At 31.5% G+C, this 16,461-nt stretch carries 17 protein-coding genes; all 17 read right to left on the bottom strand.

The window, feature by feature from the left end; genetic code table 11:
* Positions 1-27 precede the first annotated feature (27 nt).
* The 17 genes from ACJJVO_RS10715 to ACJJVO_RS10635 all read right to left on the bottom strand — a co-directional run bounded on the left by ACJJVO_RS10715 (position 28) and on the right by ACJJVO_RS10635 (position 16,427).
* Entirely contained in the window at positions 28-1,278 is a 1,251-nt protein-coding gene (locus ACJJVO_RS10715; protein ID WP_405573858.1) for a DUF5686 family protein, read from the bottom strand.
* Positions 1,279-1,375: 97 nt separating this feature from the next.
* A complete protein-coding gene (frr, locus tag ACJJVO_RS10710; protein WP_405573856.1) occupies positions 1,376-1,930 on the bottom strand; it encodes a ribosome recycling factor in 555 nt (184 codons plus the stop codon).
* Between the two features lie 45 nt (positions 1,931-1,975).
* On the bottom strand, positions 1,976-2,683 hold the full coding sequence (gene pyrH / locus ACJJVO_RS10705) for a UMP kinase (RefSeq protein WP_405573854.1): 708 nt from the start codon (positions 2,681-2,683) through the stop codon (positions 1,976-1,978).
* A 229-nt stretch (positions 2,684-2,912) separates the two neighbouring features.
* Positions 2,913-3,887 carry a translation elongation factor Ts gene (gene tsf / locus ACJJVO_RS10700; RefSeq protein ID WP_405573853.1) on the bottom strand — a complete coding sequence of 325 codons (975 nt, stop codon included), beginning with the start codon at positions 3,885-3,887 and terminating at the stop codon, positions 2,913-2,915.
* A gap of 83 nt (positions 3,888-3,970) precedes the next feature.
* Entirely contained in the window at positions 3,971-4,768 is a 798-nt protein-coding gene (gene rpsB, locus ACJJVO_RS10695; protein ID WP_405573850.1) for a 30S ribosomal protein S2, read from the bottom strand.
* A gap of 208 nt (positions 4,769-4,976) precedes the next feature.
* Positions 4,977-5,363: a 30S ribosomal protein S9 gene (rpsI, locus tag ACJJVO_RS10690; RefSeq protein WP_020894710.1), complete on the bottom strand. Its 387-nt coding sequence runs from the start codon at positions 5,361-5,363 to the stop codon at positions 4,977-4,979.
* On the bottom strand, positions 5,364-5,819 hold the full coding sequence (gene rplM / locus ACJJVO_RS10685; protein ID WP_115817021.1) for a 50S ribosomal protein L13: 456 nt from the start codon (positions 5,817-5,819) through the stop codon (positions 5,364-5,366).
* A gap of 189 nt (positions 5,820-6,008) precedes the next feature.
* Positions 6,009-6,668: a methyltransferase gene (locus ACJJVO_RS10680; RefSeq protein ID WP_405573847.1), complete on the bottom strand. Its 660-nt coding sequence runs from the start codon at positions 6,666-6,668 to the stop codon at positions 6,009-6,011.
* Positions 6,665-8,185 carry a B12-binding domain-containing radical SAM protein gene (locus ACJJVO_RS10675; RefSeq protein ID WP_405573844.1) on the bottom strand — a complete coding sequence of 507 codons (1,521 nt, stop codon included), beginning with the start codon at positions 8,183-8,185 and terminating at the stop codon, positions 6,665-6,667. Before ACJJVO_RS10675 ends, ACJJVO_RS10680 begins: the two co-directional genes overlap by 4 nt.
* Positions 8,185-8,865 (bottom strand): FkbM family methyltransferase, encoded by a 681-nt coding sequence (locus ACJJVO_RS10670; protein WP_405573841.1) that lies wholly within the window; start codon positions 8,863-8,865, stop codon positions 8,185-8,187. Before ACJJVO_RS10670 ends, ACJJVO_RS10675 begins: the two co-directional genes overlap by 1 nt.
* A 58-nt stretch (positions 8,866-8,923) precedes the next feature.
* On the bottom strand, positions 8,924-10,060 hold the full coding sequence (locus ACJJVO_RS10665) for a lipopolysaccharide biosynthesis protein (protein WP_405573838.1): 1,137 nt from the start codon (positions 10,058-10,060) through the stop codon (positions 8,924-8,926).
* Positions 10,053-11,102, bottom strand: coding sequence for a glycosyltransferase (locus tag ACJJVO_RS10660; RefSeq protein WP_405573836.1), 1,050 nt, complete (start codon positions 11,100-11,102; stop codon positions 10,053-10,055). The genes ACJJVO_RS10665 and ACJJVO_RS10660 overlap by 8 nt, the downstream gene beginning before the upstream one ends.
* A 63-nt stretch (positions 11,103-11,165) precedes the next feature.
* Positions 11,166-11,912, bottom strand: a complete 747-nt coding sequence (locus ACJJVO_RS10655) for a class I SAM-dependent methyltransferase (RefSeq protein ID WP_405573833.1) — start codon at positions 11,910-11,912, stop codon at positions 11,166-11,168.
* Positions 11,912-13,300 (bottom strand): B12-binding domain-containing radical SAM protein, encoded by a 1,389-nt coding sequence (locus ACJJVO_RS10650; protein ID WP_405573830.1) that lies wholly within the window; start codon positions 13,298-13,300, stop codon positions 11,912-11,914. Before ACJJVO_RS10650 ends, ACJJVO_RS10655 begins: the two co-directional genes overlap by 1 nt.
* Positions 13,297-14,073, bottom strand: a complete 777-nt coding sequence (locus ACJJVO_RS10645) for a class I SAM-dependent DNA methyltransferase (protein WP_405573828.1) — start codon at positions 14,071-14,073, stop codon at positions 13,297-13,299. Before ACJJVO_RS10645 ends, ACJJVO_RS10650 begins: the two co-directional genes overlap by 4 nt.
* Positions 14,066-15,529 carry a B12-binding domain-containing radical SAM protein gene (locus tag ACJJVO_RS10640; protein WP_405573826.1) on the bottom strand — a complete coding sequence of 488 codons (1,464 nt, stop codon included), beginning with the start codon at positions 15,527-15,529 and terminating at the stop codon, positions 14,066-14,068. Before ACJJVO_RS10640 ends, ACJJVO_RS10645 begins: the two co-directional genes overlap by 8 nt.
* Positions 15,522-16,427 (bottom strand): nucleotidyltransferase domain-containing protein, encoded by a 906-nt coding sequence (locus ACJJVO_RS10635; RefSeq protein ID WP_405573824.1) that lies wholly within the window; start codon positions 16,425-16,427, stop codon positions 15,522-15,524. Before ACJJVO_RS10635 ends, ACJJVO_RS10640 begins: the two co-directional genes overlap by 8 nt.
* Between the last annotated feature and the right edge of the window lie 34 nt (positions 16,428-16,461).

The raw sequence follows: 16,461 nt of genomic DNA, 5'->3' as shown, positions 1-16,461 counted from the left end.
CGGTAATTAACAGTATTATAATTTAGATTATAATGAAATATTGAAGGTAAACTTAAAAGCCATATTATCTTCTAATTTAGGTAGGTGATAACTACCATAGCGATATGCAAAACTCAGCCCAAAGCCAAAAAATAATTTATTGATTTCTAAACCAGATTCTGAGTATAACTTCTCAAGCGTATTAAAATCAAACCCTTCATGTCTGCTTTTGCTAGTCATTTCCCCTAAAGCATATCTTGATATTAAAACTAATTGTGGTTTAAAACGTTCAGATATTTTGAAAGGTTTAAAAGCATGTTTTAGTTGTAGTGTCGAAAATTTATCACTAAAAAATTCATTAAAATACATGGTTTCAAAACTGTTTATTCCGGCTACAGAGAAGCGTTGCAAAATGGTTTCTTTTGTAATATTATTTGGATAGGCATGGTACAAGTGTGTCAGTGGTGTGTCTCCACCTGCAACTCCTGCAACTAATGTAATATTGGTTACAGCTTCATTTTTATGATTAAATTGATGTATAGTTCTAAAATCGAGTTTTGAAAAGGTAAAATCACTACCAAAAACAGATTTAAAGCCTTGAGTAAGTTGTAATGTAAATTTAGGGTAACCATCTTTGGTTTCCTTTATTTTATCATTTACTAACTCAAAATGACTAAAAGGACTCCATTGCATACTAAGCTTTGCGGTACTTAAGTCATAAGAATGATAACTTTTACCATCGAGTAAATAGTTGTAGTAATATGTTGGTGTTACTTTAGAAACGGCTAATTGTGTTTCTGAAAGTAGGTGATTGGTTACTTTGTGCTGTAATGAGACAGATTTAGTTATGTGTCTATAAAATAAACTGATATTGATTAGACGAGGCTCGAAAAAGGTAAAAAAACGTTTGTCTGTTAGGAATTTTGAGCTTCCAGATTCTTGTAAATCATCGGTATAGGCAAGATTTACCCATGTGTTGGAAGCTTCGTTTACTCTAAAACCTCCACCAATTTTATATTTAAAATTTTCATCTCTAAAGCCATACACTAAATAACCATCTAAGCGATAGCGTTCTGAAAATTTATCATTGGTAATACCTCCTAATCCTGTTCTAAAACCTTCGTACTGATTAAATTTTACTAGGTATCTTAAGTCGAGATTAAAGTATTTAAAAGGGAGGTAACCATTGCCTATTGTCTTTAAAAATTCGGTTTTTTTAATAGAATCTTGTGCGTGCTGTGTAGAGTCTTTTTCTCTTTTAGGCGGTTGTTGTTGCGCATAACTAAATGATACGAGCATCAAAAGAAAAATAATAAGCTGACGCTGTAACATTTATGATTAAAATTATGTTTTAAGAAAAATAGCCCAAGAAAAATTGAGACGTATAGTCTATAGATTAAACCGTCATTATTTCTTTTTCCTTAACCTCTAAAATAGCATCAATTTTCTTAACGTAAGTATCCGTTAATGTTTGCACATCGATTTCGGCGTTTTTTTGTAAATCTTCTGAAACCTCAGAATTTTTAATGTCATTGTTTGCTTCTTTACGGGAATTTCTAATTCCGATTTTAGCATCTTCGGCCTCTGTTTTAGCTTGTTTTGCTAAATCACGTCTTCTTTCTTCCGTTAAAGGCGGAACATTTATTATAATAGTATCACCATTATTCATTGGATTAAAACCAAGATTAGCAATCATAATACCGCGTTCTATTTCTTGCAGCATAGATTTTTCCCACGGCTGAACAGTAATAGTTCTACCATCTGGAGTATTTACATTTGCTACTTGGCTCAAAGGTGTTTGAGAACCATAATAATCTACCATTACGCTTCCTAACATTGCAGGACTAGCTTTACCTGCTCTAATATTAATTAATTGTTTTTCTAAATGCTTTATTGCAGCATCCATAGCTTCTTTTGCTGAATCTATTATAAATTTAATGTCTTCGTTCATAATGTTGAAATTTTAATTAGATTTTATCAAAATTTGAGCCAAAAATTATTGGTTGACTTTAGTACCAATGTTTTCACCGGTAACTACTTTTAATAAGTTGCCTTTTTTATTCATATCAAAAACAATGATTGGCAAATTGTTTTCTTGACTTAATGTAAACGCTGTTGTGTCCATAACTTTAAGTCCTTTCTTTAAAACATCTTCAAAAGAAATACGGTCAAACTTTACTGCAGAGCTATCTTTTTCAGGGTCAGCTGTGTAAATACCATCAACACGAGTGCCTTTTAATATTACGTCTGCTTCAATTTCAATAGCACGTAGAACAGCTGCAGAGTCTGTAGTAAAATAAGGATTACCAGTACCACCTCCAAAAATGACAACACGTCCTTTTCTAAGGTGACTCATTGCTTTGCGTCTAATGAAAGGTTCTGCTACTTCATTGATTTTAATAGCTGTTTGTAAACGTGTTTTTACGTCTGCATCTTCTAATGCATTTTGTAAAGCTAAACCGTTAATTACAGTGGCTAACATTCCCATATGGTCGCCTTGAACACGATCCATACCATTCATTGCTCCTGCAACACCTCTAAAAATATTTCCTCCTCCAATAACAATAGCAACTTCAATACCTAAATCTGTTATTTCTTTTATGTCTTTGGCATATTCTGATAAACGTTCTGGGTCAATACCATATTGGCGATTTCCCATTAAAGCTTCACCAGATAATTTTAGTAGTATTCTTTTATATTTCATCAGACAGTTTCTAGGTAATATTAGATTGTTTAAAAAGTTGAGCAAAGCTACGTAATTATTAGCTTCTGTAAAAGTGAAAAAAAAGCCAAAATTAATTTTATTAAAAAATCTATTCGTTAATTTTAGTTTTTGGCATCGTTGAGTTATAAAAAACAGAAAACCACTATATCTCTGAGACATAGTGGTTTTTATAATCCCGAAAGTTTGGGACTGTTTTAAATATATTTGATTAACCTACAGTAGCACGTTTAAAACCAGTAACAGTAACGTCACCATAAGTTTTAACATAATCAGCAACGGTTTGCTTTTCATCTTTAATAAACTTTTGATCTAATAAACATTGTTCTTGATCTAAAGTTGTATTATCAGAAATAAAACGTTCCATTTTACCAGGTAAAATTCTATCCCAAATTTGCTCTGGTTTACCTTCTGCTTTTAATTCTGCTTTTGCAGCTTCTTCAGCTTCAGCGATAACTTCTGGAGTTAGTTGAGCCATTGAGATGTAACTTGGTACATTTTTTAAGGTTTTACCTAAACGTCCTAATTCGATATTATCTTTTTCAATAACTGCGATACGTGCTTCAGTTTCTGATGCTATAAATGCTGGATCAAAATCTTTATAAGATAATGAAGTTGCTCCCATTGAAGCTACTTGCATTGCAACGTCTTTTACTAAAGTTTCAACGTTATCAACTTTAGCAGATAAACCTACTAAAGCAGCAATTTTGTTAATGTGAACGTATTGACCAACGTATGGTGCATCTAATTTCTCAAAAGAAGTGATGTCTAATTTTTCACCAATAACTCCTGTTTGCTCAATTAATTTTTCAGCAACAGTCATACCTCCAAAATCAGCAGCTAAAAATGCTTCTTTTGTATCGTTGTTTAAAGCAATATCTGCTAAATCGTTAGCTAATGCTACGAAGTTTTCGTTTTTACCAACAAAATCAGTTTCACAACCTAAAACGATAGCAACACCAGAAGTGTTGTCAGCATTTATTTTTGCGATAGCAGCACCTTCTGAAGAATCTCTGTCAGCTCTTTTTTCTGCAACTTTTTGTCCTTTTTTACGTAATACTTCAATGGCTTTATCAAAATCACCACCAGCTTCAACTAAAGCTTTTTTACAATCCATCATTCCAGCACCAGTTGCTTTTCTTAGCTTGTTTACTTCTGCTGCAGTAACTTTTACAGTATTTTCCATAATTTTTAAATTAAAAAAGTCGAATAATTAATTTTCTACAAAGAAAAGAACTAAACGACTTTTGAATATTTTCTAAATGTTATTTATTCTTCTTCTTGAGAGGCAACAGGAGCTTTTTCAGCAGGTTGAGCTGGTTTTGCTTCTGCTTTTTTCTCAGTTTTTTGAGATTTAGCTTCTTTTTCTGCTTTTTCAGATTTTCTTTCGTTTAGGCCATCAGCAATTGCAGATGTTACGATAGATAAAATTTTATCTACAGATTTAGAGGCATCGTCATTTGCAGGAATTAAATAATCAACTTCACGTGGGTCAGAGTTTGTATCTACCATTGCGAAGATTGGAATATTTAATTTTTGAGCTTCTTTAATTGCAATATGCTCGCGCATAATATCAACTACGAATAAAGCACCTGGTAAACGTGTCATATCAGAAATAGAACCTAAATTCTTTTCTAATTTTGCACGTAAACGATTTACTTGTAAACGTTCTTTTTTAGATAAAGAGTTGAATGTACCATCTTTCTTCATTCTATCAATAGCAGCCATTTTTTTAACGGCTTTTCTGATAGTAACAAAGTTAGTTAACATTCCACCAGGCCAACGCTCAGTAATGTAAGGTTGGTTTACTGCACCTGCTTTTTCAGCTACGATGTCTTTAGCTTGTTTTTTTGTTGCAACGAATAAGATTTTCTTTCCTGATGCTGCTATTTTAGCTAAAGCTTCAGAAGTTTCTTCAATTTTTGCTGCTGTTTTGTAAAGGTTGATAATATGGATACCGTTACGTTCCATATAAATGTAAGGAGCCATGTTTGGGTTCCACTTACGTGTAAGGTGACCGAAGTGTACACCTGCTTCAAGTAATTCTTTTACTTCTACTTTTTCCATTTTGTAATAGTTTACGTTCTGTTAAATTAGCAATGATGAAGTGGTCGCTGTTGCTCGCCTTAATCATTTAGATGCTAAACTTTGTCCCAAATTTATTTTGGGATCTTTTTAATTTACCTGAATGACTTCAGAATAAATTTTAATTTCAATAAAATAAAATAATTCAGAACCTGAAAAAACAAGTTCTGAATTAAGTGTTGTTTGGATATTAACGTTTCGAGAATTGGAATTTCTTTCGGGCTTTCTTTTGTCCGAATTTCTTTCTTTCTACCATTCTTGGATCTCTAGTTAATAGACCTTCTGGCTTTAATACTAATCTGTTTTCAGGATCTAACTCGCACATAACACGAGAAAGGCCTAAACGTATTGCTTCTGCCTGGCCGGTGATACCACCTCCATATACGTTAACAGTAATATCAAAGTTGCCATCATTGTTAGTCAAGGCTAAAGGTTGGTTTACTTTATACTGCAACGTTGCAGTAGTAAAATAATCCGCCATGTCTTTTTTGTTCACTGTGATTTTGCCACTGCCTTCGGCAACGTACACACGAGCAACAGCCGTCTTTCTACGGCCAATTTTGTGAATTACTTCCATTTAGTTAATTTCGTTTAATTTCATTGTTTTAGGTTTTTGAGCTGCATGAGCATGCTCTGTACCAGTAACAACTGTTAAATTTCTAAAAAGAGCTGCTCCTAATTTGTTTTTAGGTAACATTCCTTTTACTGACTTCTCTACTAATCTACTTGGGTCTTTCCCAAATAATTCAGTAGCTGTCAAACTTCTTTGACCACCTGGATAACCTGTGTGACGGATGTAACTTTTTTCCGTCCATTTGTTACCAGTTAAGTTGATTTTTTCAGCATTAACAACAACTACGTTGTCACCGCAATCAACGTGTGGCGTAAAATTAGGCTTGTGCTTACCTCTTAAAAGTATTGCTACTCTTGAAGCTAAGCGACCTAAAGTTTGTCCTTCAGCATCTACTAAAACCCACTCCTTATTAACGGTAGCTTTGTTAGCTGAAACTGTTTTGTAGCTTAATGTATCCACACTAATTTGATTTATATTTACGCTTCACAGCGCAAAAAGATTAAACATTCCTCTTCTTAAAAAAGAGTTTGCAAATTTACGATAAACTCTGAGATAACCAAACCTAGATGCAGGTTTTTTTGTGCTGAGTATCAGTGGTGTTAAGATTCTGGATTTTTGTCTTATGTTTTTTGAGTTAAAGTACTATTGTTATTTATGGCTAATTCTATAAATAAAAGTCCTTTCTGAGAATCTAGTTCGTTCAATCTCTAGATGTAATTGAAGCTTATTTTTATCAGCTATACTTGTAATTTTTTGAATATCACAATCTTCGGATAAAATCATCAGAATAGTATGGTCTGATCTTTTTGATAATTGTAATAATAGATTTTCAAAATATTCAAAATTTTCTCCACAGAACCATGCTTGTTCTTTTACATTTTTTGGGTTTTTAGGATAATAGGGAGGATTGATTATTATATAGTCGAAGCTTTGATTTTCGATATGGTTGAATAAGTTAGAATTTACTATTTCTAGTTCTAGGTTGTTTTTAATCTTAGCATCTTTAAGTGCTTTAAGCGCAATACTATTTATATCAGAAGCTGTTACTATGGCTTGCTTAGATGCTGCATATAATGACACAATACCAGATCCACAACCCAACTCTAAAAAGGTTTTACTTTTTAAGTCTATAGATGATATGTAATCTAATAGTATTTTTGTGCTGAAGGTGTAATGAGGAGGAAAGACTTCTGGCATTACCATAACTTCTATACCTTCATGCGTAAACAACCTAGGTTTTGCAAAGAATTTTTCCATTCCAAATTTCAGGAAAGGATGTATGGCTTTTTTAAGTAGTTTTTTTATCATTCTGAATAGAATCCTTCAATTTCTGGTTGTCTGTATTTCCAAATTTTATGTAAAGCTTTTATTTCATAAGGCATTTGATATACGCCATATTTATATCTGTAACCAGAGACTAGTTTTAAAATGCTCTTTTTATATCCTTTTATTTTGAAATCTGAGACTGTAGGATAATAACCATTCATTACGGTTTCAAAATTTTGTATTTTATCAATCATGTAAGGTTTTAACCAAGGCGTTAATGGATTTTTACGTAAATCAAATTTTTCCCAACTTGGATCTATCCACTCTTCTAAAGTTTTTGGAAAAGAAAAACCAGCATCTAATATTTGTTGATATAATTCTGAGCCTTCTGTGGGAACAGGACTGTATAAATAGATTATTATTTCGGCTTCAGGATTTATAGCTTTTATTTCTTTTATAAAATTAATATCCCAAAGTATTTGTTTGTAGACTTGTGCTTCTGTGTCTGCTGGCATACCTAAAACAAAGGAAAGTTCTGGAATAATATCGGCTTTTTTCATCCTTAACACAAAGTCTTTAATCATTTGTCCGCTTTGTGTTCCGCCTTTATTCATCTGTTTTAGAACTTCATCATTACCAGTTTCTGCACCAAGAAAAATCATTTTACAGCCTGCTTTTCGCATTAATTGTAGTTCTTCATCAGAATATTTATTTAGTGTATCTATACGTCCTTCTCCCCACCATTGAATCTCATCATGTATCACTAATTTAGAAAATTCTAAAACGCGTTTTTTAGATGTGAAAAAATTATTGTCATGGAACTCTATAGCATCGATATTATAGTTCTCTTTAAAAAATAGAATATCTTTATATACGGTTTCTGCTGATTTTGCCTTCCATTTGGCATTATATATGGGCACAACAGCACAAAAAGAACAGGTAAAAGGACAGCCCATACTAGAGTGGTAGGCTAAGGTTTTTTGTCCCATAAACGTCTTAGCAAGGTAACGTTCTAATGGGTAAATTGTATTGAAATATTGATAAGGATATGGCGGCAATGAATCTTGGTCTAAAAGTGATTCTTTAACTGTTTGTATTATTTTACCATTCTCATCTTTAAAAATGAGATTGCGTATTAACATCAGTTTTTGGTCTGTTTTTCCTTCTAAAACATCTAATAGTTGAGGAAAAGTATTATCACCTGGTCCATTGACAATATAATCCACGTATCCAGAATTCATGCAAACTTTATATTGGTTTGAAGCAAAATAACCTCCCCAAATGGTGATTGTGTTTGGAAATAATTCTTTTATTTTCTTTGTGTAAGGAATGGCTTGTTTTAATTGTGGACCAGGCATTACTGTAGAACAAAAATATTTAAACTCTCCAGTATAGAAGTAATTAGAAATAGTTTGCCATGGATCACTTTCCATATTACCATCTACAAAAACATAATCGTATTTTCCCTGTATAGCAGCACCAACCTGAATAATGGAGTTAGGGATTCTGTGCTTGGAATTAGCACTCTTTGGATTAAATATTAAGATTTTGTTTTCCATTATTGGATTGTTTTAGCCAAAATATTACCATGGAGATTTTCTATACTCATAGACTTTATTTTCACGTACATTTCATCAGCAGTTATCCAATTTTTAAGTTTTAGTTGTAGGTTTTCATTAAGAATATAATTAAAAGAATAATTTCCTAAGGTATCTATTTTAGATAAGCATAATAATGTCTCTTCTATGAATCCTCCTGTGAATTCAAACTCAATTATAGGAATCTTATGGTTTAAGGTTCTTAAAATTTCATATTCATAACCTTCTGCATCAATTTTACAAAAATCTGGAATTCCATATTTTTCAATTTGAGAATTTAAAGTTACAACTTTAACTGTTTCTTTTTTGTTCCAGTAGATGTTTTCAGTTGTGAAGTAGGTTTTGAACTTACTAGATAACGTTGCTATTTCAATATGATTTCCTAAGAATAAATCTAATTCACCATTTTTAGATCCAATAGCTTTTTTATTTACCTCAAAGTTGGTGTGCTTGAGTTTAATTTTTTGTAAAGTTTTATAACATTTGGCTTGTGGTTCAAAAGCGATAACTTTGGCTCTTAGTGATAAGTATAATTTACTCTTAACTCCTAGGTTTGCTCCAATATCAAAACACAAATCATTTTTTTTAATCAGTTTTCGGTAAAAAAACAAATTTTTAAAAGTGTTAATTAATTGTAGCATATAGATTTATTGTTCGTTTAAGTTGGAATAAAGGCTATTGGTGTAGTATCTTTTTAATTCATTTAATTAGTTTAAATTTATAGAAACACAAAAAACTACATTGATTTATAAATACACTTATAATGGCTCCCATTATGCCTATTTTTTGTATTAATAAATATGTGAGAACTATATTTAAAAGTGCATTTATAAAATTGATTTTTAAAATAGAGCTTTCTTTCTTATTCTTATAATACATGATTATATCTATAATAAAGAAATATATTGGTATGGAAGCTAAACCTCCAAAAACATAAAAATTTACAGGTAAGTTTGAGTTTGCTATGTTTTCTAAAACTAACCATAAAATCACTGTACATACAGATACAAGTGGAAATGAGGTAAGCGCTAAAATCTTTTTAATTTTAGCAATTGATTTTTCTGGGAGTCTATACAAATGTTTAGTAAATGGTAAAATAATTAAGTATGATAATGACTGAATTAATAAGAAAGCAGTAATTGCAATTTGATACTGTGAAATTTGAGCTTTTGGCATTGTGAAATTAACAATATACAAGTCTGCTTTTGAAGCGACCCAACCACTCAAGCCAAGCATAAAAAACCAAAATGTTGCTTTAAATTCATTAACTGATATTTTATAAGAAAACTTCTCTTTCCAAAATTTTAGGTTGGTAACTAGACATAGAAATTTAACAAAAAAAGCGAAACAGTACAGTTTTAAAAACGTCTGTAAATCGAAATTTTCAACGTAAAAAATACTGCTAAGGATAATCCCAAAGGCCAATAGTTCTGCTACAAATTGATAGCCAAATTTTTGATGATATATTACTAAACTTTCTAGCGCATTATATGAATGCATAAGAATTACTAGGATAATACACCAAATAGCAATAGAGAACGGAAAAAACAAGAATAGTAATAAAGCTAGAGGAAGTAAAAGGCTTCTGCTAAAAAAATTAGAGTAAAAGGCATGATAGATTTTAGAAGGTTGAGCACTATATTTTCTAACTAAATAATCTTTATTTCCCCAACTGATTATAAACACAACCAAGAAGACTAATAACAAAGCATAAATCATAGCTCCCCAATCTTCTTTCCCGAAAAATTTAATTCCGAATAGCGCAATCAAAAAATTGAATACAGGACCAGAGAATCCTCGAATAGTATTTATTCCTATCAGTAATAACCTATTCATTGTATAGTTTTATGTAGGAAGACACACATGTGTCTTCTTGAATTAAACTTATACGTTTTTTTTCTTTTTTAGGTGCGTTCAAAATAAGCTTGCAAGTGTCTTCCATTTCTTTTTTAGAGCTACAAATTTGCCATTCAGATAAAGGTTTTGCTACACCAACATCAAAAGAAACAATTTGCATACCCGAATATAAGGCTTCTAAAAATACATATCCAAAGGATTCATATGTGCTTGTATGCAACAGTACTTTAGCTTGCGACATTTTTTTAAGAACGGCTTGTCTTGGTAGTTGCCCAATAAGAGTAATATTATTCTTTAGTTTTAAGAATTCAATTTGTTTCTCTAAAAGAACTCGCAACGATCCTTCTCCAATGATTTCAGCCTTGAGATTAGGATTTACTTGCACTAAGTTGGCTATAATAGTTATGAATACTGAATAATTTTTAACCTTATTTAAAGAGCCAACACCTAAAATGTCAATAGTACTTTCTTGTAACTCAGGGAATATTGCAGAGTCTAAATCCCACGGAATTATTACAGAATCTAATTTGTAATTTTTAAGTAAGGTCGCGTTATGGTTTTTAGAGAGAGTAACAATTTTTGTGTTACTATTTTTTAATGATTTTACATAACTGTTATTAAGATTCGCATCTTGTCCCATTACTGTTGTAATGTGCTTAATATTATGCTTTTTAGAAAATCGAGAACCAATAAAAGAGCATTCACCAATCCAAAAACTATGTACTGTAGTTATTGGGTTTTTCAAGTGAATTTTTTTAAGTGTCTGTAACACCTTTTTCCAGGTCCATAGCTTTTTTAAATACGCGTTTTTGCCATTTAAAGGAATAACATCTATATCATGCCATTTATAGGGTTTGTTAGAAAAAGGAAATTGAAATGTTATTAAGGTCAATTGGATATTTGGCAGTATTAGTTTCAAGCTTTTCAGGTAAACCTGTAAGGCAGGAATGGTTGTGCTGTCTGTTTCAGATTTAGCAAAACCTGGAGTTAAAAAAACGATATGTGAAGTTTGAGTTTCCACTATTTTAAGCTAGGGTTTTACACATTATTTATGAGGTTTTCTTCAAGTGTTATTTAATTATAATTATTGTTTTTTATAGCATAACCAAGGAAAAGGTGAATCCTTTTTATTCAAAATTTTGTTTAGTAATTTGTTTTTGTTTGTATGTAATGTTTTGAATTCTAGAATATCATCAACAGAATGATGAAAATAATTAGATACCATTTCAGGAAATCCTATGGATGTATAATAATTAAGCGTTCTTTTTTTAGCTTCAGTAATGACATCGTTTTTATAAAACGGACTATCAATAATATGAATTTCGCCAGTTGGTTTTAAAAACGATTTTAAGGTAGAAAACAAAGTTTTAAAATCTGAAAAATATTGAACACAACTATTTAGTGTAATGATATTGAATTGGCCAATAAAAGCATCTTTAATTTTAAAAACATCACCATAAACAAACTGTAAATTTTGCCTTTCAAAAACACGAGCAGCTTGTTCTAATTCGTCACTATTTACATCTAGTCCTATGACTACATTTTTTTCAGAAAGAGCAGCTATTGCATTTGTAAACCAACCATTGCCACAACCAATGTCTAGAATATTTAAGGCTTCATTTTTAGAGCCTATGTAATTTATAAATCGCTCGGTAGATTTAATTCTAAACTCCCATTCATTGCGCTTAATATAAGGTAATAATGCAACGTCTTTATCTGTTAAAACACGTTGTTCTTTATCTCTTACAGCAATGTAAATATCAGAGAATAAATTAGTTGCTTCCGTAAGGTGAATAACCTTGTTTTTTATATGTGATTTACTAAAATCCATTATCCTCTATATAATTTCATCGCAGTTTGTGCTAAAATAGATTTCGTTTTTAATTTGAAAGTTGTTAGAAGGTTTTTATCAGGTCCTTTTAAAATTTCCTTACTATAATTAACCTCGTTTACAATGCGTCTCACTGCAAAATCATAATACTTTCGAGAATGAGTTCTTGTAAAATCAATATCTCTATCTGTTGAAGTTTCCCAATTAGGTTGCACCGTTATTTTATCTTTAATTTCGTTATATAAAGATGTGCCTTTTATTGGGTATGCCACAGTAATTGTAAAGTGTGTTGGGTTTGCTGCCTTTAAATAGGTTATGGTTTCATTAATGTCTTTTTCATCTTCACCTGGATAGCCAACCATAATAAAAGTACCGGTTTCCATGCCTAATGCATTCGTATTTTGAATGGCAGATTTTACAACATCTACATCAACACGTCTATCCATGGCATCAATGATTTTTTGAGAACCACTTTCTGCACCAATCCAAATTCTAAAACAGCCTGCTTCTTTTAATAATTGCAAAATTTCGTCATTGAGTCGTTCTGCTCTGGTAATACATTCAAAAGGAATTATAGCATCTTGTTTAAGGACTTCCTTATGAAATTCTCTTACCCATTTATGGCTCACAGAAAACACATCATCTACAAACCAAATACCATCCGGATTATAAGTGTCTTTTAACATCCGCATTTCTGCTGCAACCAATTTTGCGGGTCGTCTTCTGTAGCTTTGTCCGTAGACAGCAGTACTGCACCATTTGCACGTGTATGGACAACCACGCTGTGTGCTTATGGTCATGGAGCTTTGGCCATGATGTGTTTTCCAAGTGTTTAAATATTTTTCTACAGGAATAGCAGCTCTGTTTGGCAAGGGCAAATCTGAAAGGTCTTTCATTTTAGCTCTTGGAGGCGTTTTTATAAGGCTTCCATTTTCTAAATAAGCAATACCTGTAATTGTACTAAAGTCTTCATTGTTGGCAATAGCTTTGTATAATTCTAAAGTGGTTTGTTCGCCTTCTCCAATGATGAGAAAATCAACACTAATATTGAGATAGTTTTCACAATTATAGGTAATATCTGGACCTCCTAAAATTAGTTTTGGAAAACCATATTTAGCGTCGCTTTTAAGGATTTTTGCTAACTTAATTACATTAATTTTTGTCATTAAATTGGTGTAAATCGCGACAGCTTTAGGTTGTTTTTCTTCAATAAAAGTTAGTTGTTCTGCTTTAGAATAAAAAGTGGAATCATAGACATGGTTTTCAATAGAATTCTCATCTAAGTAAGCAGAAATATATAACAACCCAAGTGGTGCATAGGGTTTCATAATTTTCTGTTCCTTGTCATCTTCAAGAAGATAATAAGTATGTGTGAGTATAATACTCATGGTTTAGTGAGTTCTATTAAAAAGTGATCAGCATATTTAGACCAAAACGATCCTGTCATTATGGTGTCAACACTTTTTAAAATGGATAAAAAGGGTTGATTCGATAAAAATGATTTTTCAAGATAAGAAGGAGGTATAGCAAATCCTATCGGTTTTATGTTTTCTTTCTTATACAATGATTTAGAACGCTGCAGAATATCTTCAGGATTATAATACCACGTATTAACTTTTACACCATCTACATTAGCAAAAACAGAGGTTGTTGATTGCCTTCTTTTGGCATTTTTAAAATCACCTTTAAGTGAAAAATATAGTTTTTCCCACAAACAATGTTTTGGCATAATCACTAAAACTATTTTTCCATTAGGTTGAAGCAAATGAAATGCTGTTTTAAAAAAGGTCTCTATTTTAGAGTTTGATAAGCAATTAAAGCCTCCGAAATTTGAAAAAATTAAATTGAATTTTGTCTCAAATGAGTTTTCATGCAAAGTGTTTATATCTTGAATTTGGAAACTAACATTGTTAGATTTTGCTTTTGCTACATTTATCATGCCTTCTGAAATATCTGTAGCAATAACATGATGTCCTAATTTTGAAAATTGAATAGCATCTTCTCCTGTACCACAATTCAATTCTAAAATTGAAAGCTTTTTATCTTGATGAATTATAGGATTGAGATACTTAAAAACCATGCTTCGCTGCGCCTTTCCCATATTAGAAAACGTAAACTCAGCATCATACTTACTAGAAGCACTATCGAAATCATTAACCATTAGAAAGTTCCATGTTTTTAAGTTGAATTTTATCTAAAAAAGCAGAGGGTAAATAGTAGCCTAATAACATAATTGATCGCCATTGAGGTTTCGATAACTTAAAAGGATTTTTAATTAATGTTTTTAAATTTTGAAACGCTTGACTTTTTCGATATTCCTTATGTACATAGCGCTGCAATTTTTTATAATATTTAGAGCTGTAAGTGCCTTTAAAAAGCATTGCTAAATCATCTGAGTCTGTCCAATTGGCTTTTAGTTTTAAATCGTCTTTTACCTTATCGTAAAATGGGGTTCCAGGAAGCGGATAGGAAACCGAAACTCCAATATTATCTGGTGCCAATTCTTTAATCATGGCAATAGTTTTGGCAATGTCGGCTTTGGTTTCTCCCAAATAGCCAAACTGAATAAAGAATGCCACACGTATATTTTTAGCTTTTAATAACTGCGTAGCTTCATAGATTTGCTCCACAGTGGTTTCCTTGTCCATGGCATCTAAAATAGCTTGTGAGCCACTTTCTGCACCAACCCAAACTTCTTTTAATCCGCTTTCTGCTAAAGCATCAATAGTATCTTCTTTTAAGAGTAAATCAACTCTGCTTTGAATATAATAAGAAATGGAAAGTTTCTCTTTTTTAAGTTCTATATTAAAATTCTGAACCCAATTGGGTTTTAATCCAAAGATATCATCACACATCCAAAAACGATTCACACCATAGGTTTCTGATAAATATTTAATGTGCTTTGTAATATATTCTGGTGAATGTGAATTGTAACGATTGCCATAAATAGGTTTAGCGCACCAATTACATTTAAAAGGACAACCACGAGTAGTGGCAATATTTAAAGTGAATTCATTTCCTCCACTTTTCCAAATGTCTTTATAGGCATTTATGTCAATTAAATCCCAAGCAGGTAAAGGCAAAATATCTAAATCTCGTAAAACGTTTCTTTTAGGGTTTTTAATTATTTCTTCTTCACGTTTAAAGATTAACCCTTCAATTTCGGAGGTGTCCTCATGTTTTTCTAAAGTGTCTAAAAGTTCTTTTAAGGTAATTTCACCTTCGCCTTGTATTACAAAATCGGCTCCGGCATCTAAATATTTCTCATAATGATCTGTGGAATCCGAACTACAAACCACCACATTACAATGTTGCTTTTTAGCAATTTTTATCATTTCAAAAGCAGCTTCACGCATAGTGGTTAAGCACATTTTGGTGAGGTAATTAAAACCATCATCATACAACACAAAATAGGCTGGTGACTGTTTTTTTAAATAAGGTTGAATTGTTTTTGGGTCATCCAAAAGATTGGCATCAAAAACGCCAACATCATAACCGTTTTCTCTTAAATATGAGGCAGCATATAAAGTGCCTAATGGAGGATAAGGGGTTTTGTTCTGCCACTGTTTAGGGTCAAACTTATAATAATATGAATGAGAGAAAACAACATCAAGCATGTTCCATGGTTAAGTTTAGGTTGAATGCTTTGTTTTTAATGTCGTAGCGCTCGTTTAGCGATACAATTACATGTGTTTGAAAATCTTGAGGGTGATGTTTAGAGACATCATTAGTAGATTTCATCGCAATCTCAAATTCTTTTTTCTTGAGATGTTTAAAATTAGATTTCCATTTTTTTAAGGTAATTTTTTTAAAAAACTGATCTAGTTTTTCTCCGAGTTTATTGTTGAATAAAACTTCAATAGTGCGGCTCCAAATAGGTTTTTTAAAATCCTCAGCTAGTGATGCTGTATTTATTGTTTTATTTGGGTAATAATTAAAAGCCCAATGGTTTTCAGAAACGAATGCATTGAAAACCGTTTTACCGTAAATAGGTATAAGCGTTATTAATTCTGTAGCCGTAAATTTATTTTGTTCTGCTATTTTTAATTGGTCAGAACTAATAAAATAATTCACACAAAAATATTTTTTTGAATTTAACAGAAAGAGCTTTTTAAATAGAATTAAAAATGTCCTAGCTAACCATAATTTTTTTGGTTTTGTAATGATGAAAAAATCGATATCTCCTTGGTCGTCGTAGTAATTTTTAGCTAATGATCCTGAAATACAAACAGATTCAATATAAGGAAAAGACATAATAAGTTTTGCTCTTTGCAAAGCTTTAGGCATAATGTTTTGTGCCATTGTGTTGCCCTTAATTCGTCTTTGTACTAATGTAGCGTCATTGATATCTGTATAATAATTACCTAGTTTATAAATTATCTCTTTTTCAATCAAGGTACGCAGATCTTGTTCAATATCTTCCAGGCTTTGAGATGAAGAAAATGCATAAATTTCCTCTTTGGTTAAAGGGTATTTAAAAATTGAAAAGTAGATAATAACTTTTAAGGCATTCATCTTTTAAAGCAGCAAATTTTTATAAAAATAGGGC

Origin of the sequence: Winogradskyella sp. Asnod2-B02-A, assembly GCF_045063645.1 — a bacterium.
Taxonomy (GTDB): Bacteria; Bacteroidota; Bacteroidia; order Flavobacteriales; family Flavobacteriaceae; genus Winogradskyella.
Note: the sequence above shows the minus strand (reverse complement) of the source record. Positions and strands in the feature narration are given on the sequence as shown.

Bases quoted from the DNA above. Each gene is read 5' to 3' on its own strand.
- ACJJVO_RS10715 (WP_405573858.1), bottom strand. From the start codon at position 1,278: ATGCTCGTATCATTTAGTTATGCGCAACAACAACCGCCTAAAAGAGAA.
- tsf (WP_405573853.1), bottom strand. From the start codon at position 3,887: ATGGAAAATACTGTAAAAGTTACTGCAGCAGAAGTAAACAAGCTAAGA.
- frr (WP_405573856.1), bottom strand. From the start codon at position 1,930: ATGAACGAAGACATTAAATTTATAATAGATTCAGCAAAAGAAGCTATG.
- ACJJVO_RS10650 (WP_405573830.1), bottom strand. From the start codon at position 13,300: ATGAGTATTATACTCACACATACTTATTATCTTCTTGAAGATGACAAG.
- ACJJVO_RS10655 (WP_405573833.1), bottom strand. From the start codon at position 11,912: ATGGATTTTAGTAAATCACATATAAAAAACAAGGTTATTCACCTTACG.
- rpsB (WP_405573850.1), bottom strand. From the start codon at position 4,768: ATGGAAAAAGTAGAAGTAAAAGAATTACTTGAAGCAGGTGTACACTTC.
- ACJJVO_RS10635 (WP_405573824.1), bottom strand. From the start codon at position 16,427: ATGAATGCCTTAAAAGTTATTATCTACTTTTCAATTTTTAAATACCCT.
- pyrH (WP_405573854.1), bottom strand. From the start codon at position 2,683: ATGAAATATAAAAGAATACTACTAAAATTATCTGGTGAAGCTTTAATG.
- ACJJVO_RS10680 (WP_405573847.1), bottom strand. From the start codon at position 6,668: ATGATAAAAAAACTACTTAAAAAAGCCATACATCCTTTCCTGAAATTT.
- ACJJVO_RS10665 (WP_405573838.1), bottom strand. From the start codon at position 10,060: ATGAATAGGTTATTACTGATAGGAATAAATACTATTCGAGGATTCTCT.
- ACJJVO_RS10645 (WP_405573828.1), bottom strand. From the start codon at position 14,073: ATGGTTAATGATTTCGATAGTGCTTCTAGTAAGTATGATGCTGAGTTT.
- ACJJVO_RS10640 (WP_405573826.1), bottom strand. From the start codon at position 15,529: ATGCTTGATGTTGTTTTCTCTCATTCATATTATTATAAGTTTGACCCT.
- ACJJVO_RS10675 (WP_405573844.1), bottom strand. From the start codon at position 8,185: ATGGAAAACAAAATCTTAATATTTAATCCAAAGAGTGCTAATTCCAAG.
- rpsI (WP_020894710.1), bottom strand. From the start codon at position 5,363: ATGGAAGTAATTCACAAAATTGGCCGTAGAAAGACGGCTGTTGCTCGT.
- ACJJVO_RS10670 (WP_405573841.1), bottom strand. From the start codon at position 8,865: ATGCTACAATTAATTAACACTTTTAAAAATTTGTTTTTTTACCGAAAA.